The sequence below is a fragment of the Microvirga sp. VF16 genome (assembly GCF_016864375.1).
Lineage (GTDB): Bacteria > Pseudomonadota > Alphaproteobacteria > Rhizobiales > Beijerinckiaceae > Microvirga.
This window is the reverse complement of record NZ_CP069354.1, coordinates 665,869-684,399: the sequence shown is the minus strand read 5'-3', so window position 1 is coordinate 684,399 and position 18,531 is coordinate 665,869. Positions and strand designations below refer to the sequence as shown.

Here is an 18,531-nt window from a genome sequence, read left to right as displayed (position 1 = left end):
CTGTCATCCCGGGGCCGCGTAAGCTGCGCCCGGGATCCATAATCACGACCTTCAATCAGTCCGGCACCGTCAGCGGCTATGGATTCCCGCCTTCGGGAATGACAGTGTTGAGGTTCAAGCGCCTTGTTTGCACGCGATCCCGGATCGGCTGCGCCGTCCGGGATGACCGTGTGTCTTCAAACCCGCATCTCAGGCGGAGCCTTCTCCCGCCTCCTGCCCGACGACACGCGGCGCTTTTTCGCCGGCTTCTTCTCCGCCTGCTTTTCCACCTCGCGGGAGAGGCGCTGCTCCAGCAGCGCGAGAACGGCGGCCTCCTCGGGCTTGAGGCTGGACAGATCCTCACGCAGCTCCGTCTCGACCTGTTCCTTGATGTCGAGAAGCAGGCCTCCGTCGAGATAGCAGGCGAAGACTTCCGGATGCACATAGCATTTGCGGCAGATGCTCGGCGTGTTGCCGAGCCGTGAAGCGACCGTCTCGATGGCGGCGCGGATGTTCCTCTTGGCCTTGGCCTCGCTGTCGAATTCCTCGAATTCGGAGAGCGCCAATGCCGCCAGCACCGTTCCGGCCCAGGTGCGGAAATCCTTCGCGGTGATCTCGCTTCCGGTGATTTCCTTCAGGTAGGCGTTCACATCGGCCGAGGTGATCGATTGCTGCTCGCCATTCTCGTCGAGATACTGGAACAGATCCTGCCCGGGCAGATCCTGGCAGGCCTTCACGATCTTGGCGATGCGCCGATCCTTGACTTGCAGGCGCCAGGTCTTGCCGCTCTTGCCCTTGAACTGAAAGCGCAGCTCGCCGCCATCCACCTTCACATGCGGATCGCGCAATGTCGTGAGGCCGTAGCTCCTGTTCTGCTTGACGTAGTCGGAATTACCGACGCGGATGAGCGTGCTCTCGAGCAGATTGACCACCGTCGCCAGCACCTTTTCGCGCGGCAGGCCGCGCAGGCTCATATGCTCGTCGATGATCTTGCGGATCGCCGGCAACCCGCGGGCGAATTCGAGCATGTGCTCGTATTTCGTGCTCTCGCGGACCTCGCGGAAGGCCGGATGATAGCGATACTGCTTGCGCCCCTTGGCATCGCGACCTGTCGCCTGGATATGGCCGTTCGCCTTGGTGCAGATCCAGACATCCGTATAGGCAGGCGGGATCGCCAGCGACTTGATGCGCTCAAGCGTCGCCTTGTCGGCCACCTTCTTGCCGTCAGGTCCCGTGTAGGTGAAGCCCTTGCCGGATTTCTTGCGCCGGATGCCGGGCTCCTCGTCGGAGACGTAGCGCAGGCCCGCCGTCTCGGCGGCATCGCGCGGATCGATGATATTCTCGGCAGTGGAGTTCGTGTCCAGCATGAGCGGCCTTTGACAAAGCAAGACGTCAACCGGGCCGCGCCATCCCGGGTTCCCTGGGAGAGTCTCCCATGCTTCAGGACGACGGCAACGGGTCGCGATTGAGGGAGTTCCCTTTCTCCCCATGCCGAGGTTACAAGAGCGCAACCATTCCACCCGGATGATCCCTTGTCTTCCTTGTCCCTGCCTGACGTCCAAGGCCGCAAGCTCGTTTTCGTGATTACCGAAGACTGGTTCTTCGCCTCCCATTTCCTGCCCATGGCCAGGGCCGCCCGCGAGCTCGGGCTTGAAGTCACGGTCGTGTGCCGCGTGCGCTCGCACCGGGAGGTCATCGAGGCCACGGGCGCCAGAGTGATTCCGCTTGAGGCCGAGCGGCGCAGCCTGAATCCCATGGCGGCCGGCTATGCCGCTGGACAACTCGCGGCGATCCTCAAGGCTGAGAAGGCGGATCTCGTCCATTGCATCGCCCTCAAGGGCATCCTGGTTGGGGGCTTCGCGGCCGCCATGGCGGGCATCGGGCGCCGGGTCTATGCCCTGACCGGCTCAGGCTTCCTGGGTGCCCGGACGGATCCGATCGCACGCCTGTCGCAGCGGGCCGTGCGCCTGCTCGTGCGCGGCCTGGACACCCGCCAGACCCGCTATGTCTTCGAGAATACGGACGATCCCAAGCTCCTCGGCCTCGACCCCACAAGCGACCGCATCACCATTCTCGGCGGCGCCGGCATCGATCCGGACACTCTCAAGCCTGCGCCCCTGCCCCACCAGCCGCCGCTCAAGGTCGCGGTGGTGGCCCGCATGCTGTGGTCCAAGGGCATCGATCTGGCGGTGGAGGCGGTGAAGGCAGCGAGGGCCCGGGGTGCTGCCATCGAACTGTCCCTCTACGGCGCCCCTGACCCGTCGAATCCGAAGACGATTCCGGAAGAGACTTTGAAAGCCTGGAGCGCCGAGCCTGGCATCTCCTGGCATGGCGCGACACGGGATGTTGCCGCCGTCTGGCACGCGCATCACGTGGCCTGCCTGCCCTCACGCGGGGGCGAGGGTCTGCCGCGGACGCTTCTCGAAGCTGCCGCCTGCGGCCGCGCCATCGTTACGACCGATGTTCCCGGCTGCCGCACCCTGGTGCGGGAGGGCATCGAGGGACGCCTCGTCCCGGCCAACGATTCGGCGAGCCTCGCCGAGGCACTCCTGGCCTTGTCCCGCCAGCCGGACGAGGTGGCCCGCATGGGCGAGGCGGCTCGCGCCCGCGTTCTCGACGGTTTCACGGAACGGGACGTGATCGAGAGCGTCAAACAGCTGTACCGCTCCCTTTTGGCCTCATGATTCCCGACCCCGCCGCCTTCGTCCAATCCGAGACCCGGCTTCGCCCCGTGCCCCATGCGCCGGAGATCTCCTTGCACGTGGCGGACGAAGCCACGGAGCTCTGGCAGAAGACCGAGGAGGAACTGGGTGAGATCGGCCTGCCGCCTCCCTTCTGGGCCTTCGCCTGGGCGGGCGGTCAGGCGCTCGCCCGCTACATTCTCGACCATCCGGAAACGGTGCGGGGCCGGCGCGTGCTGGATTTTGCCTCGGGCTCAGGTCTCGTCGCCATCGCGGCGATGAAGGCCGGAGCCTCGGAGGTGGTCGCCTGCGATATCGATTCGTTCGCCATCGCGGCCATCGGCCTCAATGCCGAGGCCAACGGCGTCTCGATCACTCCGCTCCAGGCCGACATCGTCGGGCAGGGCGGGGGCTGGGACACGGTGCTCGCCGGGGACATCTGCTATGAGCGCGATCTCGCCGACAGAGTCATCCATTGGCTGTTCGACCTGAGCGAAAGGGGCGCCACGGTCCTGATCGGCGATCCGGGCCGCAGCTATCTGCCGAAGGATCGCTTGGAAAACCTGGCCGTCTACGAAGTGCCCGTCACCCGGACGCTCGAGGATTCGGACATCAAGAAATCCAGCGTCTGGCGCTTCCGGCCCTCTTGAGCCACCGACTCCTCTGCAAATCTGCATCGATTTCCTGCAGCCCCTTGCAATTTTTTCCCTCTTCAAATATGTAGCGTTATAACCTACATAAACGAAGTGGATTCGCGCCGTGCATGCCGGACGCGAAGACGACGGGGGCACAAGAAGCAGCTTAACCGAGGAGTGATCCGATGGCTCATACACCGTCTCTTCAGCACAGACTTCCCAACGAGGGCGCCCTGATCCGCGCTCCCAGAGCCTCTGAGAAGACGGAACAGGCTATTGCCCAGTCGGAGGCCCTCTGCCGGGCCAAGGGAGCACGTCTGACTCCCATCCGCCGCCGCGTGCTCGAAGTGCTCCATGGCTTCGACAAGCCGCTCGGCGCCTACGATCTGGTGGATCTGCTCGGCTCGCAGGGGAGGCGCATGGCGCCGATCACCGTCTATCGTGCCCTGGACTTCCTCATCGAGCAGGGTCTGGTGCATCGGCTCGCCAGCCGGAACGCCTATATCGCCAGTTCCAATGTCTCGAGCAGCCGCAAGACCACGGCCTTCCTGATCTGCGAGGGCTGCGGCGACGTGAACGAGATCACGTCCCCGGATGTGGCTGATACGGTGCTCAAGGTCCTGCAGGAGCAGGGTTATCAGCCGCGCACAAGAATTCTGGAGATCACCGGCCGTTGCGCCCATTGCCGGGACGTTCACTGACCGCCCCCAACTTCGTTCCATTAAGCCGCGCTTGACGACGAGGGCTTTTGGCATCAGCTAAACGGCGGCAGCCCTGAGCTGCCGTCGTGGATTGCAGCATGTCCTTCACTTCGCCTTCCGAGATCGCTCCCACCTTCGAGGACCTCGCCGGCCCCGCCGCGCGCCATCGGACAGTGGGCGTGCGCGTCGGATCCGTCATGGTCGGCGGCGGCGCTCCGATCGTGGTCCAGTCGATGACCAACACGGACACGGCGGATGTGGACGCGACCGTGCAACAGGTCGCGGCGCTTGCCCGGGCAGGCTCTGAGATCGTGCGCATCACCGTCGACCGCGACGAGGCCGCCGCCGCCGTGCCAAAGATCCGCGAGCGCCTCGACCGGCTGGGCGTCGAGGTGCCGCTCGTCGGCGACTTCCACTATATCGGCCACCAGCTCCTCGCCGATCATCCGGCCTGCGCCGAGGCGCTGGCCAAGTACCGCATCAATCCCGGCAACGTGGGCTTCAAGGAAAAGAAGGACCGGCAGTTCGGCGCCATCGTCGAGCAGGCGATCCGGCACGGCAAGGCGGTGCGCATCGGCGCCAATTGGGGCTCGCTCGACCAGGAGCTCCTGACCCACCTGATGAACGAGAACGCAGCCTCGGCCCATCCGCGCGACATGCGCTGGGTCACCCGCGAGGCCATGATCCAGTCGGCGCTTCTCTCCGCCGGCCGCGCCGAGGAGATCGGCTTGGGCAAAGACCGTATCATTCTCTCGGCTAAGGTTTCCGCAGTTCAGGACCTGATCGCCGTCTATCAGGACCTCGCCCGCCGCTCCGACTATGCCATCCATCTCGGTCTCACCGAGGCCGGCATGGGCACGAAGGGCATCGTGGCCTCATCCGCCGCCATCGGCATCCTGCTCCAGCAGGGCATTGGCGACACGATCCGCTATTCCCTGACTCCGGAGCCCGGAGGCGACCGGACGCTCGAGGTCAAGACGGCCCAGGAACTGCTCCAGACCATGGGCTTTCGCACCTTCGTGCCGCTGGTGGCTGCCTGCCCCGGCTGCGGACGCACCACCTCCTCCGTATTCCAGGAGCTGGCACGGGATATCCAGAGCTGGATCTCCACCTCCATGCCCGAGTGGCGCCGCACCCATCCGGGCGTCGAGAACCTGAATGTGGCGGTGATGGGCTGCATCGTGAACGGTCCGGGCGAGTCGAAGCACGCCAATATCGGCATCTCGCTGCCCGGCACCGGCGAGCAGCCGGCGGCCCCCGTCTTCATCGACGGAAAGAAGGCCATGACCCTGCGCGGCCCGACGCTGGCCCAGGACTTCCAGAAGATCGTCCTCGACTATATCGACAAGAACTATAGCCAGCCCGGACGCGATGCCGCCGAATGAGGCTGCAAGCGTGACCATGGAACCCCAAGCGAAATTCCGTTTTTAAGCTAAAGCGCGATGTGCTAGAGAGCCCGCCGCGCCGGCGATGACGGCCGCTGCGCTCTTGAAGAAGGGGCGGAGAAGAAGCCGCCCTTTGTCGTTTATAGAGAGTTTCAACCAGGGCCGTCCGCGGGCACATCCGCAAAGAAAAGCACACATGGCAGAACAGCACGCCGTCGCGCCGGGACATGCAGATTCCGCAGCCCCCGAGGCCACCTTACCGGACAGCCATTTCAAGGCGAGCTTCTGGACTCTCACCCTTGGAGCCATCGGCGTCGTCTACGGCGATATCGGCACCAGCCCGCTTTACGCGATGCGTGAGACGGTCGCCGCCGCCACCGGCGGTCACCACGGAACCCCCGTCCCGCTCACGCGCGAACTGGTGATCAGCATTCTGTCGCTCCTCATCTGGGCGTTGATCCTGACGGTCTCCGTCAAATACGTGGTCCTGCTGCTGCGCGCGGACAATAAGGGCGAAGGCGGCTCGCTGACCCTAGTGGCGCTCGCCCAGCGTGCGCTCGGACGGCGGAGCCTCCCGGTGCTCATGATGGGCATGGCGGGAGCGGCCCTGTTCTATGGCGACGCCGCCATCACGCCCGCCATCTCCGTTCTCTCGGCCCTCGAAGGCCTGAAGCTCGTCGCCCCCTCCTTCGAGGCTTATGTTCTCCCCGGCGCCCTGGCGATCCTGATTGCCCTTTTCGCTGCGCAGAGCCACGGCACAGGCAGGGTCGCGGCCTTTTTCGGACCCCTCACGCTCCTCTGGTTCATCACCATGGCGGGCCTCGGCCTCCTCCATATCGCTGACGATTGGGAGGTTCTGTTCGCGTTCAACCCTTATTATGGCGTGTCCTTCCTGGTCACCCATCCGGGCACGGCCTTTGCAATCCTCGGTAGCGTCTGCCTTGCCGTCACAGGCGCTGAAGCGCTTTACGCGGATCTCGGCCATTTTGGCCGCAAGCCCATCCGCATGGCCTGGGGCACCGTCGTGTTCCCGGCTCTCGCGTTGAACTATCTCGGTCAGGGCGCCCTCGTCCTGTCGAACCCGGATGCCATCGCCAATCCGTTCTTCCTGCTGGCCCCGCCCTGGCTGCTCCTGCCGCTCGTGATCCTCGCCACGCTCGCGACCATCGTGGCGAGCCAGGCCGTCATCACCGGCGCCTATTCCCTCACTCGGCAGGCGGTGCAGCTCGGCCTCCTGCCCCGCCTGGAAGTCCGCTTCACCTCGGAGACGCATCAGGGGCAGATCTATCTGCCGCGCGTGAACTGGCTGCTGCTCGCCGCCGTGGTCGGCCTCGTGCTGCTCTTCGGTTCTTCCAGCAGCTTGGCCAGCGCCTACGGCATCGCCGTCTTCGGCACGATGGTCGTCACCACCCTGCTCGCCTGCTTGGTGATCAGCCGGAGCTGGGGCTGGGGTCCGGTGAAGACCGGTTTGGTCATGGTGCCCCTGCTGCTGATCGATCTCACTTTCCTGTCCTCGAACCTCGTCAAGCTTCTCGACGGCGGCTACGTCCCGCTGGTCATCGCAGGCGTCTTCTTCGTGCTCATGTGGACCTGGGTGAAGGGAACCCGGATCCTGTTCGAGAAGACCCGCAAGATCGACGTGCCCTTCCTCGAACTGGTGCAGATGCTCGAGAAGAGCCCGCCGCACCGGGTCAAGGGCACCGCCGTCTTCCTGACGAGCGATCCGGATACCGCGCCGGCAGCGCTTCTGCACAACCTCAAGCACAACAAGGTGCTGCACGAGAAGAACGTGATTCTCACCGTCAACAGCGCGGATGTTCCCCGCGTAGAGGACGATGACCGCGTCGCCATCGAGCATGTGGGCGATTCGTTCTGGCGCATCCGCCTGAGCTATGGCTACATGGAAACGCCCAACATCCCGCGCGGCCTCGCGATCCTGCGCAAGCAGGGCTTCAAGTTCGACATCATGGCGACGTCGTTCTTCCTCTCCCGCCGCTCGATCCGCCCCGCCAGCCAGTCGGGCATGCCGCTCTGGCAGGACAAACTCTTCATCGGCCTGGCGAAATCGGCGAGCGACGCCACGGACTTCTTCCAGATCCCGACCGGACGTGTGGTCGAGGTGGGCACGCAGGTGACGGTGTAAGCCTGTTGCCCTCCGTTTCACTCGATGTCAGTTTTGGCGGTCCATGACTGACATCACCCTCATCCGCCCGAGCCTCGATTGGCTTCCTTCCTATGCTCATGCCCTCGAGCAGGGCTGGTCCCCCAACACTGACCAGGATGTGAGCCGCGAGCAGCTTCTGCAGTTCCGGCGCAATCCCGAGCGCTTTCTCCATGATCTCTACAACAGCCCGATGGTCCGGCTGCCGGACGGACGCGAGGTGGCGCGCCTGCCCGCTCATGATTTCTGGATTAGCGATGGCGAGTTTTGCGGCCGCATCGGCTTTCGCTTCCAACGGGGAACGGAAGACCTACCCACGGTGATCTACGGCCATATCGGCTACACAATCGTGCCCTGGAAGCAGCGGCGCGGCTACGCCACGCAGGCCCTGCGCCTGATCCTCCCCGTTTGCCGCTCGGAAGGCTTCTCACGAGTCATGATCACCTGCGACGATGACAACGAAGCGTCGCGAAAGGTTATTCTCGCCAATGGCGGCGAGTTCGCAGGCTCCCTCCCACACAACCATCGTCCTGGCCACGTGAAGCTCATGTTCTGGGTACCGACGGATTGACGACCGGTATCAGCAAAGGTTAGCCGCGAGGCCGGTATAGCCCCGCGGCGAAGGCTGGCATCTCTTCAGATGACAAGAAAGTCGAACCTAGTCAGTGTCGGGCTTCCCTGGATCGTGGCGAATTGTATCTGAGCCGACGCGGTGCCATTGCCATCGGCATCGAAAAAGACGGCTCCCGTCGCATCATCATAAATGATGCGGTCGGTAGCATCGATGGCCGTTGTCCCGATCTGGAAAGCATCGGCCGACAAAACTCCCGTTGGGAGTCCCGTGAAGACGGAATTGTCCAGTTGGATCGTATCGGCGGCAGAGTTGTAGCCTCGGACCGTGTCGATGTTGCTGCTGCCCAAGGTGCTGTTGAACGTGAAAGCATCCGCGCCGCTGCCACCGATCAGGATATCATCTCCAAGACCACCGTTCAGAGTATCGCGGCCTGCACCGGCATTCAGCCGATCATCGCCGCTGCGGCCTTGCAGTTGATCGTTGCCGTTGCCGCTGGACAGGTTGTCATCGCCGATCCCGCCATCGAGCCTGTCATTCCCAGCACCACCGATCAAAGTATCGTTACCGCTTTCGCCGAACAGACGGTCGTTGCCCGTTGCCCCGTCCAGCCGATCATCGCCCTGCCTGCCGAAGATACGGTCACTGCCGCCGAGCCCTGGCAGGAAATCGGCACTGGCCGTTCCCCTGACTGTATTGCTGTTATCGTTGGAGATGACGGTCCACTGGCCACGGATTTCGCCTGAGGGAAATTCCGAAGTGTGGGCGTTGAAATAGAAAGGTGCATCCAACCCTGGAGGATGCAAATTGAGGATGCTGCCGAATACCACGATCCAGACGTTGGCCGGATCAGCTGAATCCCATCGTCCACTCAAAGTCCAAGAATCGTCGCTGTTGAGACTGATCTGCAGATCGGGATCCTGGTCCGGGTTGATCTGACCGAAGATGACATCGCCGGTCTCACCCCTTACGCCAAAATGGACGTGAAAGCTGGTGACATCGTCGCCAGTATCCGCCGTCTGTGGCCCAAGGCCCGTGATGGGCCCGAAGTCCAGTCCGGTTATATTGATCGAATAGGGCGCCGTGATTGTATTGCTGTCATAGATCACCGTGCCAACGCCTCTTGCCGCTGAACCCGTCGGCGGCACTTCTTGGTTTCCGGTCATGATTACGCGGAACGCTGTGGCCATCTGTTCCTCCCGTTGATCCATGCCCCCGGGTAAGAAGCCCAGCCCATTGCCCCCGAATACGCGTCTAGTTGGCGTTCGGACGCACCTCACCACCGCGTCTTATGTGTTGGTGCTGAGCCGAAAAGAGTGTGAAACAACTCGTGTGATTTTCACAGAGGAAAGCTTTCGAGTTACGCCTTCGTCGTGAGTGATTGAGTATCGTGATTTCCCTGTATCAAAGAACAAAATGGCGATTACTGTTACTTAATGAAATTATCTTTCCGCAAACAATGGATCGTTGCAGTCAGTGAGAAGAAGTCGCTTATTACACAATGAATCTTTGTGGATCTGATCTTTTCATACACGTGACAACACATCCGAATCGATTGCCGTCACCGTTCCGAAGGGGGTCAAGAAATTGCGGCGATGAAGATCCTTCCGCACACATCTCTCCAACACTTGCTTACGTGATCATCCATAATAGTCCAACTGCCTGGCTTCCCACCAAAAGGACAAATGCGTCATTGCACGCAAATGGTCTTCGGATGAGAGACTGCGAAATCCGAGCCACATCTACTTTCGCTTCTGCATGATCTGGCAAAACGGCGATCCTGCCCGCTGTGAGATGCTGGAAATCAGAGCGTTGCTTAAACCTGCCGTTCCACGACGAAGTGCACGGCCTCGCGCAGGGTCCGCGCCTGCGGCCCGAAATCATCGAGAGCGCTTTCCGCCTTCTCGACGAGTTGCCGGCATTCGCGGCGGGCACCGTCCATGCCGAGCAGTTCCACGAGGGTGGCCTTGCCCTTCTCCTGGTCCTTGCCCGTGCGTTTGCCAAGCGCCTCTGCGGACGCTTCCCGGTCGAGGATGTCGTCGGCGACCTGGAAGGCTGCGCCGAGAGCGCGTCCGTATTGGACCAGTTTCCTGCGCGTCGCCGGATCGGCCTGTCCCAGAATCGCGCCTGCCTCGACCGAGAAGGTGAGGATCGCACCGGTCTTCATCATCTGCAGGAGGCGCACATCGGTCTCGTCCATCTCGGCGGTTCCGTAGCGCCCCTCCGCCGTCAGGTCGAGCAGTTGGCCGCCGACCATGCCGCCGAGGCCGGATGCGCGGGCGAGGCCGAGGACGAGATCGGAGCGGATGGCAGGATCCCCGGTCGTCGCCGGATTGGCGAGAACCTCGAAGGCGAAGGTCTGGAGGGCATCGCCCACGAGGATGGCAGTGGCCTCGTCATAGGCCTTGTGAACGGTGGGCTGCCCCCGGCGCAGATCGTCGTCGTCCATGGATGGCAGGTCGTCATGCACCAGGGAATAGCAATGGAGAAGCTCGACAGCGCAGCCTGCCCGCAGGGGCCCCTGTCCTTCCACCCCGAAGAGGCGCGCCGCCTCAATGGTCAGGAATGGGCGCAGGCGCTTGCCGCCTCCCAGGACCGCATGACGCATGGCCGCCATAAGGCGAGCCGGCCGGGCAAGCTCGCCGGGAGCGGCTTTGTCTGATAGCAAGGCTTCAAGACTTGCTTCGACAATCCTCGCGGCGTCAGAGAGCCGCGTCGTGAAAGTGCTGGTGGATGGCGCCATGACGAGCCTGAATACGGAAGGGGCTACCGCCCCGTCCGAGGGGAATGCCGGTGAACGATGGAAGCCGAAATGGACGCTGCGGTCGGGACGGTCGCGGGAGCCGATGACGGTCACCCGCATTTTCCGCCGCCTCGTTCAGATCGGTCTTGGTCTCATCCTCTTATGGGTCGGCGCGGTCTTTTGGCTAGGCCTTTTGTACTGGGCCGTGCCACCGGTCTCAACCCTGATGCTCGGCCGCTGGCTCACGCTGCAGCCGGTCGAGCGGGATTTCGTCCGCCTCGACGAGATCTCGCCCAGCCTGCCGCTCGCCGTCATGACCGCCGAGGACAGTCGCTTCTGCGACCATAACGGCGTCGACTGGGATGCCCTTTGGGACGTGGTGGAAGCGGCTGATGAGGATGGGCCGTCCCGAGGAGCCTCGACCATCCCCATGCAGGTGGCGAAAAACCTCTTTCTGTGGCCGAGCCGCTCCTATGTCCGCAAGGGCCTTGAGATCCCGGTCGCGCTCTACCTCGATCTGATCTGGTCGAAGCGGAAGATGATGGAGGTGTATCTTAACATCGCCGAATGGGGTGACGGGGTTTTCGGAGCCGAGGCGGCCGCCCAAAAGTATTTCCGCAAGTCGGCCAAGAACCTGACCCGCCAGGAAGCGGCCCTGATGGCGCGGGCTCTGCCCAATCCCCTGGTCCGCAATCCGGCTCGCCCAAGGCCCGGCCATCGAGCCCTGGCGGGGCAGTTGCAGGCGCGCATGGAGAGAGCTGCGCCCTTCAGTGACTGCCTGAAACCTTAAAAGACTCCCTGCGGCAACGAAAAACCTTCGGATTGCTTTGAGGGGCTAGATATTTGCCCAAAGACCTTGTATGAGGCGCAACCTCATCAAGTTTGAGATGTGAGCGTTCCCCGGTTGAGCGGGCGCTCCGCTATTTTAACCGGAGACGAGATATGGCCGTTCCAAAAAGAAAAACGTCGCCTTCGCGGCGCGGAATGCGTCGCTCCGCGGATGCCTTGAAGGCCCCGACCTACATCGAGGACAAGGATTCCGGCGAGCTGCGCCGTCCTCACCATGTTGACCTGAAGACCGGCATGTACCGTGGCCGTCAGGTCCTGAAGGTGAAGACCGACGCGTAATCTGACGCGACGAGCAATGATCCGAACCGGCGCCTTGAGCGCCGGTTTTTTTATGCCCACAATCCCCAAACGCCCTGATTTTCCATCACTTTTTACCCTTCATTAAGCCTGAAGGCCGATCCTGCATCCTTGGGTTCCGGGGGTTTGGTCAGGCCTGCGAAAAGGCGCCTTTAGCCACCCCCGATCCGTGCGTAATTCGAGGGTGAGTGTGATGGCGACGAAGGGGCAGGGGCGGACGGGACTTTTCAAGGGCGTATCCCGATCATCGCGCCAACGCCAAGCCTCACGCACTTCCCGCTCCCCTCTTGCGGGCGTCATCTACGCCTGGGACATGATCTCCGACGCCCTGACCTGGGGCCCCGGTGCCGCCGAGGCGCTCGGCCTGTCGTCGAGAGACCTGCCGAGGACCGGACATGCCTTCTCCCAACTGGTCGAGCCCGGTTGTGGCCTGTCCCGCCAGGATGCCATCGGTGAGGGCGCGGGTGGCGCATATGAGACCCGCTATGCCCTGCGCTTCGAGCCAGACCAGGTGGTGATGGTCGAGGATGCGGGCCGCTGGCAGCCGGATGTCCAGGGCCGCCCGGCCTTCGCCCGCGGCCAGCTGCGTTTCGATCCGGCTTCGGGGGCACGGGATCTGCTGCCTGAGATGCTGAAGCGGCGCTCGAAGCTTCTGTGCAGCATTCAGAACGGCATCAATGAGGCGCTGCGGGCATCCCAGACCTGCACCCTGATCGTCGGCGCGCTCGACGATGACGAGGCCGATTCCATGGCGGTGATCGCCCGGAAGGTGCGCCCAATGATGCGTCGCCACGATCTCTTCACTGTTCTCAGTCCCCACCGCTTTGCCCTGACCCTGACCTGCTGCCCAGCCTCGGATGCGGTGAGTGCCATGAGGCGGCTCTCCAGTCTCGTGAAGGATCACCCGGCCGGTGCCTCGCTCCATCTGGGCGCTGCCTGCGCCCCGGATCACACCTTCAAGGCCACGAAGCTGCTGCGCTTTGCCGAGCAGGCTCTGGCCTCGGGCCTGGAGCGTGGAGAGATCTGTAAACTCTATGATGCGCGTTCGAAAGTGCCCTCACCGGCGGCCGAACAGGCGCCATTCGATTGGGTTGCTGCCCTCAACGGCCGTAGCCTGACCCTCGCCTACCAGCCGATGGTGGAGGCCCGAAGCCGTGCTCCCGCCCTGATGCAGGCCTGCGCCTCGCTCTCAAGCTCCGAAGGCCATACGGTCCCGCTTGGCCCGGCGCCGGGGCTGAAGGAGGCAAACCTCCCCCTCCTCGTCGATGGGCGCACGCTGGAGCTGGCGGCCGATCATCTGAAGGATCACCCGGGCGTGCGTTTGGCGCTGCCGGTCTCGGCCAAAACCCTGCAGGATACCGAATGGCTGCCCATGCTGGCAGCCCATCTCGGCGCTCGCCCCGGCATCGAGTCGCGGCTCGTCATCGAAATCCCAGAGGCTGCCCTGGCCGAGTGCCGGAAGACCCTGGGCCGTCTCCATGCCATGAAGGCGTTGGGCATCGGACTCGCGCTGACCGGGTTTGGCGCAGGTTATGTGACGCCTCCCCAGTTGCAGATGCTGCCCGTCGATCTTCTCAAAATCGACGGCGTCTTCATCCAGCCGCTCAAGCGCTCGACCGATGACCGCCTCCATGTCCGAACTCTCATCGACATGGCTCAGCATCTCGGCATCGCCACCGCGGCGGATTGGGTGGACGACGAGGTGACCGCCCGCCTGCTGACGTCCTGGGGCGTGGATTATTTGCAGGGCGGATTGTTCGGTGAGCCCAAAGCGCTGCTGCAGCCCTCGACGCTGCATCAGATGCTGAAGAAGGCGCGCGGCTAAAAATCAGCGCTACTTGCTCGCCAGCTTGTCGAGCTTGGCCTGCATGTCGGCCATCTGCTGCTTCAGATGATCGAGATCGTTCGTTTCCTCACCCTTCGCAGAGGACTTCGTCTCGGACGCACCCGACGAGGCTTGAGGGAACGGCGAGAACATGCGCATGGCTTCCGTGAAGAAGCCCATATTCTTGCGCACCTGTTCCTCCATGGCCTGGAAGGCTCCCGGGCCGAAGGCCTGGGCCATCTGCTCCCGGAGCTTCTGCTGCTCCTGAGACAGGTTGTTCATGGAGAATTCGAGATAGCTCGGCACCAGCGCCTGCATGCTGTCGCCGTAGAAGCGGATGAGCTGGCGCAACACCGTGACGGGCAAGAGGTTCGGGCCCTCCTTGTTCTCCTGCTCGAAGATGATCTGGGCCAGGACCGAGCGGGTGATCTCCTCGCCCGACTTCGCGTCATAGACCACGAAGTCCTCGCCCTTGCGCACCATGCCGGCCAGATCTTCCAGCGTCACGTAGGTCGAAGTACCCGTGTGATAGAGGCGGCGGTTGGCATATTTCTTGATGACAGTCGGTTGTTTGTCCGTCGCCATGTTGCCCGATACACTCCCGGGAGATTCACCGTGCCCAGCATCCTTCATCCCGATCCGCGGGATGCCAGCGTTCAATGATTATAAGCCTTATGCCGAACGATCAAAGCGCCAAAAGTCTAAGGCACGCGGGGCTGGGCTGCACGAACCGATCCTTGACATCCCACCCTCTGGGGATTTGATCAGGCGAGCCCTACATTCATTCCAACGTCAAATCATCAGCACAGGAGAGAGAGGAATGGCCCGAGACAGCATCGTTATCGTCGGCGCGGCGCGCACCCCCGTCGGCTCGTTCAACGGCGCCTTCGCCAACACGCCGGCCCATGAGCTCGGCGCGGTGGCCATCAGGGCGGCCCTCGAGCGCGCCAAGGTCGAAGGCGGGGACGTGGACGAGGTCATCCTCGGCCAGATCCTCACTGCCGGCCAGGGCCAGAACCCGGCCCGGCAGGCCGCCATGGCCGGTGGCGTGCCGCAGGAAAAGACCGCCTGGGCGCTCAACCAGCTCTGCGGCTCCGGCCTGCGCACGGTCGCCATCGGCATGCAGCAGATCGCCAACGGCGATGCCAGCATCATCGTGGCCGGCGGCCAGGAATCGATGTCGCTGGCGCCGCACGCCGCGCATATGCGCGCCGGCACCAAGATGGGCGACTTCAAGCTCGTCGACACCATGCTGAAAGACGGCCTGATGGACGCCTTCAACGGCTACCACATGGGCAACACCGCCGAGAACGTGGCCCAGCGCTGGCAGCTCACCCGCGAGGAGCAGGATCAGTTTGCCACCGCCTCCCAGAACAAGGCCGAGGCGGCGCAGAAGGAAGGCCGCTTCAAGGACGAGATTACGCCGGTGACGATCGCGACCCGCAAGGGCGACATCGTGGTCGATCAGGACGAGTACATCCGCGCCGGCACCACCGTCGAGTCTCTCGCCAAGCTGCGGCCGGCTTTCTCGAAGGACGGCACGGTCACGGCCGGCAATGCCTCGGGCATCAATGACGGCGCGGCCGCCATCGTGCTGATGACGGAGGCCGAGGCCGAGAAGCGCGGCCTGACCCCGCTTGCCCGCATCGCCTCCTGGGCGACCGCCGGCGTCGATCCGGCGATCATGGGCACCGGCCCGATCCCGTCCTCGCGCAAGGCGCTGGAAAAGGCCGGCTGGAAGGTGTCCGATCTTGAGCTCGTCGAAGCGAACGAGGCCTTCGCGGCCCAGGCGCTCGCGGTCAACAAAGACATGGGCTGGGATCCGTCGATCGTGAACGTGAATGGCGGCGCCATCGCCATCGGCCATCCGATCGGCGCCTCGGGCGCCCGCGTGCTCGTGACCCTGTTGCACGAGATGGGCCGGCGCAACGCCAAGAAGGGCCTGGCCACTCTCTGCATCGGCGGCGGCATGGGCGTCGCCATGTGCCTCGAGCGCTAAAAGCTGCCTCGCGCCAAAAAACTTGACGAGGCTCCGGGAAATTCCGGGGCCTCACCCTTCCCCGTTCTGTCAAATATCCTAAGCTATGTTGTGAGGCGGTTTGAAACCGATCGTCTCACGACGAATGGATCCCTGAGAGATCCGCACGGGAATGGTCTTGGGAAGGAAACAGCATGGCGCGCGTTGCATTGGTCACCGGTGGCACCCGCGGCATCGGTGCCGCGATCTCGAAAGGCTTGAAAGACGCAGGCTACACGGTTGCCGCGAATTACGGCGGCAATGACGAAGCCGCCAACCAGTTCAAAGCTGAGACCGGCATTCCGGTCTTCAAGTTCGACGTCTCCGACGCCGCCTCCTGCGAGAGCGGGATCAAGGCGGTGGCGGCCGAACTCGGACCGGTCGACATCCTGGTCAACAACGCCGGCATCACCCGCGACGGCATGTTCCACAAGATGACCTTCGATCAGTGGTCCGCCGTCATCCGCACCAATCTCGATTCCATGTTCACCTGCACGCGCCCGGTGATCGAGGGCATGCGCGAGCGCGGCTTTGGGCGCATCATCATCATCTCGTCCATCAACGGCCAGAAGGGCCAGATGGGACAGGCGAACTACTCCGCCGCCAAGGCCGGCGTGATCGGCTTCGCCAAGGCACTGGCGCAGGAGAATGCCAACAAGGGCGTCACCGTCAACGTGATCGCGCCGGGCTACATCGCCACCGAGATGGTGAAGGCGGTGCCCGAAGAGGTGCTCAAGTCGAAGATCCTGCCGCTCATTCCCGTCGGCCGCCTCGGCGAGGCGGAGGAGATCGCCCGCAGCGTGCTGTTCCTGGCCTCCGACGAGGCCGGCTTCGTCACCGGCTCGACCCTGTCCATCAATGGCGGACAGTACATGGCCTGACGCGCAGAGTGTCGTCCCGGACGCAGTTCCACACTGCGCTCCGGGTCTGATGCGCTGGATCCTGCCTGCAACACGGAGAACGTGAGGATGAACCGCATCGACATGGCGGGCAAAACCGTCGTGATCACAGGAGGTGCTCGCGGCATAGGCTATGCAATCGGGGAGCGCCTCGTGCAATCGGGCGCCAGAGTCGCCATCTGGGATCTTCGCCTTGAAGAATCCCAAGCCAGTGCCGCCGCACTCTCGAAGGATTGCATCGGGCTGAGCGTCGACGTGTCTGACTGCCTCTCCGTCGAGCACGCCACGCAACAAACCCGCGCTGCTTTCGGACGCATCGACGGCTTGGTGAATGGCGCCGGGATCACGGGACCGGTCAAGCCGCTGGCCGAATATTCCGTCGAGGAGTGGCGCAATGTCGTCGAGGTCAACCTCACCGGCACCTTCAATTGCTGTCGCTCCATCGTGCCGATCATGCAGGAGAACAATTACGGCCGCGTCGTCAACATTTCATCTGTTGCGGGTAAGGAGGGAAATCCGAACCTCGCCGCCTACAGCGCCGCGAAGGCCGGCATCATCGGTCTCACCAAGTCTTTGGGGAAAGAACTGGCCAAGACCGGCATTGCCGTGAACTGCATCACGCCCACCACCGCCAAGACGAAGATCCTCGATTCGCTGACGCCGGAATTCATCGAATACATGCGCGTGCGCATCCCGAGAGACCGTTTCGCCGAACTGCACGAGATCGCCGCGATGGTCGTCTGGATGCTCTCCGAGGAGAACTCCTTCACCACGGCCGCCACCTTCGATCTCAGCGGCGGGCGCACAACTTACTGAAGTCCTGACATTTCGGCTCCTGGAGTTTCGCTACTTCGGGAAAGTCGTGGTAGGTGGCGGCCATGACGACTCGCACCGCCACCACCATCGGCCTCATCGCCATCCTGCTCTGGTCCCTGCTTGCCCTGTTCACGGCGGCGACGGGCACGATTCCCCCCTTCCAACTTGCCGCCATGACCTTCCTTGTCGGCGGGATGGTCGGCGTGGTGAGCTGGATCGCACGGCCTCAGGGCCTCAAGGCCCTGCGGCAGAAGCCGGTGGTCTGGGCCTTGGGCATCGGCGGCCTCTTCGGCTATCACGCGCTCTACTTTGCAGCTCTGCGCTGGGCGCCGCCGGCCGAATCGGGGCTGATCAACTATCTCTGGCCGCTTCTGATCGTGCTGTTCTCCTCGCTGCTGCCGGGCGAGCATCTGCGGCGGGCGCATATCGTGGGAGCACTGCTCGGTTTCGCCGGCGTTGTGGTGCTGATTGCCGGACGTGGTGCCTTCGATGCGCGGGCCGAATACATGCCCGGCTACATCTGTGCCTTCATCGCCGCCTTCGTCTGGGCCGGCTACTCGGTTCTCTCCCGCCGCTTCGGCCAGGTGCCGACCGATGCGGTAGCAGGCTTCTGCCTGATGACCTCGCTCCTGAGTCTCGTCTGCCATCTCGCATTCGAGACAACGGTCTGGCCGGAGACGACGACGCAATGGCTCGCTCTTCTCGCGCTCGGTCTCGGTCCGGTGGGTGCTGCCTTCTATGTCTGGGACATCGGCATGAAGCGCGGCGACATCCGCTTCCTCGGCGTCGCCTCCTACGCGACACCAGTTCTCTCGACCCTGCTCCTGGTGGTGGCCGGCTATGCGGAGCCGACCCTGACACTGGCGCTCGCCTGCGGCCTCATCGTGGCCGGCGCACTGGTCGCGACCTTTGGAGCTCGCTCAGAATCTGTCAGATCTTGAGCGAGCTCCAAAGTTTATCCTGCATGATTTT

General features: G+C 63.3%; 17 protein-coding genes. 13 read left to right on the top strand and 4 right to left on the bottom strand.

From position 1 onward, the window contains the following. Window positions 1-176: 176 nt before the first annotated feature. Window positions 177-1,346 carry a DNA topoisomerase IB gene (locus JO965_RS03300; protein ID WP_203442289.1) on the bottom strand — a complete coding sequence of 390 codons (1,170 nt, stop codon included), beginning with the start codon at window positions 1,344-1,346 and terminating at the stop codon, window positions 177-179. A 165-nt stretch (window positions 1,347-1,511) separates the two neighbouring features. On the opposite strand from JO965_RS03300, the gene JO965_RS03295 reads away from it, so the two are divergent. From JO965_RS03295 to JO965_RS03270, 6 genes are all read left to right on the top strand, one after another. Further along, complete coding sequence (locus JO965_RS03295) at window positions 1,512-2,663, top strand: glycosyltransferase family 4 protein (RefSeq protein WP_203442288.1); 1,152 nt, start codon at window positions 1,512-1,514, stop codon at window positions 2,661-2,663. Next, window positions 2,660-3,310 carry a methyltransferase gene (locus JO965_RS03290; protein WP_203442287.1) on the top strand — a complete coding sequence of 217 codons (651 nt, stop codon included), beginning with the start codon at window positions 2,660-2,662 and terminating at the stop codon, window positions 3,308-3,310. The genes JO965_RS03295 and JO965_RS03290 overlap by 4 nt, the downstream gene beginning before the upstream one ends. A 170-nt stretch (window positions 3,311-3,480) precedes the next feature. Further along, a complete protein-coding gene (locus JO965_RS03285) occupies window positions 3,481-3,996 on the top strand; it encodes a Fur family transcriptional regulator (protein WP_203442286.1) in 516 nt (171 codons plus the stop codon). 98 nt (window positions 3,997-4,094) lie between these two features. After that, window positions 4,095-5,381, top strand: coding sequence for a flavodoxin-dependent (E)-4-hydroxy-3-methylbut-2-enyl-diphosphate synthase (gene ispG / locus JO965_RS03280; RefSeq protein ID WP_203442285.1), 1,287 nt, complete (start codon window positions 4,095-4,097; stop codon window positions 5,379-5,381). Between the two features lie 196 nt (window positions 5,382-5,577). Next, window positions 5,578-7,524 (top strand): potassium transporter Kup, encoded by a 1,947-nt coding sequence (locus JO965_RS03275; protein ID WP_203442284.1) that lies wholly within the window; start codon window positions 5,578-5,580, stop codon window positions 7,522-7,524. Window positions 7,525-7,567: 43 nt separating this feature from the next. Further along, complete coding sequence (locus JO965_RS03270) at window positions 7,568-8,113, top strand: GNAT family N-acetyltransferase (protein ID WP_203442283.1); 546 nt, start codon at window positions 7,568-7,570, stop codon at window positions 8,111-8,113. A gap of 65 nt (window positions 8,114-8,178) precedes the next feature. On the opposite strand, the gene JO965_RS03265 is transcribed toward JO965_RS03270, so the two are convergent. After that, window positions 8,179-9,303 (bottom strand): calcium-binding protein, encoded by a 1,125-nt coding sequence (locus JO965_RS03265; protein ID WP_203442282.1) that lies wholly within the window; start codon window positions 9,301-9,303, stop codon window positions 8,179-8,181. A gap of 626 nt (window positions 9,304-9,929) precedes the next feature. Further along, entirely contained in the window at window positions 9,930-10,856 is a 927-nt protein-coding gene (locus JO965_RS03260; RefSeq protein ID WP_203444046.1) for a polyprenyl synthetase family protein, read from the bottom strand. Window positions 10,857-10,959: 103 nt separating this feature from the next. Here JO965_RS03260 and mtgA point away from each other — a divergent pair, with 103 nt between their 5' ends. The 3 genes from mtgA to JO965_RS03245 all read left to right on the top strand — a co-directional run bounded on the left by mtgA (window position 10,960) and on the right by JO965_RS03245 (window position 13,827). Beyond that, a complete protein-coding gene (gene mtgA / locus JO965_RS03255) occupies window positions 10,960-11,646 on the top strand; it encodes a monofunctional biosynthetic peptidoglycan transglycosylase (RefSeq protein ID WP_203442281.1) in 687 nt (228 codons plus the stop codon). A 152-nt stretch (window positions 11,647-11,798) separates the two neighbouring features. Next, a complete protein-coding gene (gene rpmF, locus JO965_RS03250) occupies window positions 11,799-11,984 on the top strand; it encodes a 50S ribosomal protein L32 (protein ID WP_152712060.1) in 186 nt (61 codons plus the stop codon). Window positions 11,985-12,195: 211 nt separating this feature from the next. Beyond that, entirely contained in the window at window positions 12,196-13,827 is a 1,632-nt protein-coding gene (locus JO965_RS03245) for an EAL domain-containing protein (RefSeq protein ID WP_203442280.1), read from the top strand. Window positions 13,828-13,836: 9 nt separating this feature from the next. On the opposite strand, the gene phaR is transcribed toward JO965_RS03245, so the two are convergent. Then, window positions 13,837-14,412 carry a polyhydroxyalkanoate synthesis repressor PhaR gene (phaR, locus tag JO965_RS03240; RefSeq protein WP_203442279.1) on the bottom strand — a complete coding sequence of 192 codons (576 nt, stop codon included), beginning with the start codon at window positions 14,410-14,412 and terminating at the stop codon, window positions 13,837-13,839. 235 nt (window positions 14,413-14,647) lie between these two features. On the opposite strand from phaR, the gene JO965_RS03235 reads away from it, so the two are divergent. The 4 genes from JO965_RS03235 to JO965_RS03220 all read left to right on the top strand — a co-directional run bounded on the left by JO965_RS03235 (window position 14,648) and on the right by JO965_RS03220 (window position 18,500). Beyond that, window positions 14,648-15,826 (top strand): acetyl-CoA C-acetyltransferase, encoded by a 1,179-nt coding sequence (locus JO965_RS03235; RefSeq protein WP_203442278.1) that lies wholly within the window; start codon window positions 14,648-14,650, stop codon window positions 15,824-15,826. Between the two features lie 173 nt (window positions 15,827-15,999). Continuing rightward, complete coding sequence (phbB, locus tag JO965_RS03230; protein ID WP_203442277.1) at window positions 16,000-16,725, top strand: acetoacetyl-CoA reductase; 726 nt, start codon at window positions 16,000-16,002, stop codon at window positions 16,723-16,725. A gap of 87 nt (window positions 16,726-16,812) precedes the next feature. After that, entirely contained in the window at window positions 16,813-17,559 is a 747-nt protein-coding gene (locus JO965_RS03225) for an SDR family NAD(P)-dependent oxidoreductase (protein WP_203442276.1), read from the top strand. Between the two features lie 62 nt (window positions 17,560-17,621). Continuing rightward, a complete protein-coding gene (locus tag JO965_RS03220; protein ID WP_203442275.1) occupies window positions 17,622-18,500 on the top strand; it encodes a DMT family transporter in 879 nt (292 codons plus the stop codon). Window positions 18,501-18,531: the final 31 nt, after the last annotated feature.

Excerpts from the sequence above, each read along its gene's own strand:
- JO965_RS03225 (WP_203442276.1), top strand. The coding sequence starts at position 16,813 with ATGAACCGCATCGACATGGCGGGCAAAACCGTCGTGATCACAGGAGGT.
- rpmF (WP_152712060.1), top strand. The coding sequence starts at position 11,799 with ATGGCCGTTCCAAAAAGAAAAACGTCGCCTTCGCGGCGCGGAATGCGT.
- JO965_RS03285 (WP_203442286.1), top strand. The coding sequence starts at position 3,481 with ATGGCTCATACACCGTCTCTTCAGCACAGACTTCCCAACGAGGGCGCC.
- mtgA (WP_203442281.1), top strand. The coding sequence starts at position 10,960 with ATGACGGTCACCCGCATTTTCCGCCGCCTCGTTCAGATCGGTCTTGGT.
- JO965_RS03290 (WP_203442287.1), top strand. The coding sequence starts at position 2,660 with ATGATTCCCGACCCCGCCGCCTTCGTCCAATCCGAGACCCGGCTTCGC.
- JO965_RS03235 (WP_203442278.1), top strand. The coding sequence starts at position 14,648 with ATGGCCCGAGACAGCATCGTTATCGTCGGCGCGGCGCGCACCCCCGTC.
- ispG (WP_203442285.1), top strand. The coding sequence starts at position 4,095 with ATGTCCTTCACTTCGCCTTCCGAGATCGCTCCCACCTTCGAGGACCTC.
- JO965_RS03260 (WP_203444046.1), bottom strand. The coding sequence starts at position 10,856 with ATGGCGCCATCCACCAGCACTTTCACGACGCGGCTCTCTGACGCCGCG.
- JO965_RS03245 (WP_203442280.1), top strand. The coding sequence starts at position 12,196 with ATGGCGACGAAGGGGCAGGGGCGGACGGGACTTTTCAAGGGCGTATCC.
- JO965_RS03220 (WP_203442275.1), top strand. The coding sequence starts at position 17,622 with ATGACGACTCGCACCGCCACCACCATCGGCCTCATCGCCATCCTGCTC.
- JO965_RS03270 (WP_203442283.1), top strand. The coding sequence starts at position 7,568 with ATGACTGACATCACCCTCATCCGCCCGAGCCTCGATTGGCTTCCTTCC.
- phaR (WP_203442279.1), bottom strand. The coding sequence starts at position 14,412 with ATGGCGACGGACAAACAACCGACTGTCATCAAGAAATATGCCAACCGC.
- JO965_RS03265 (WP_203442282.1), bottom strand. The coding sequence starts at position 9,303 with ATGGCCACAGCGTTCCGCGTAATCATGACCGGAAACCAAGAAGTGCCG.
- JO965_RS03275 (WP_203442284.1), top strand. The coding sequence starts at position 5,578 with ATGGCAGAACAGCACGCCGTCGCGCCGGGACATGCAGATTCCGCAGCC.
- JO965_RS03300 (WP_203442289.1), bottom strand. The coding sequence starts at position 1,346 with ATGCTGGACACGAACTCCACTGCCGAGAATATCATCGATCCGCGCGAT.
- phbB (WP_203442277.1), top strand. The coding sequence starts at position 16,000 with ATGGCGCGCGTTGCATTGGTCACCGGTGGCACCCGCGGCATCGGTGCC.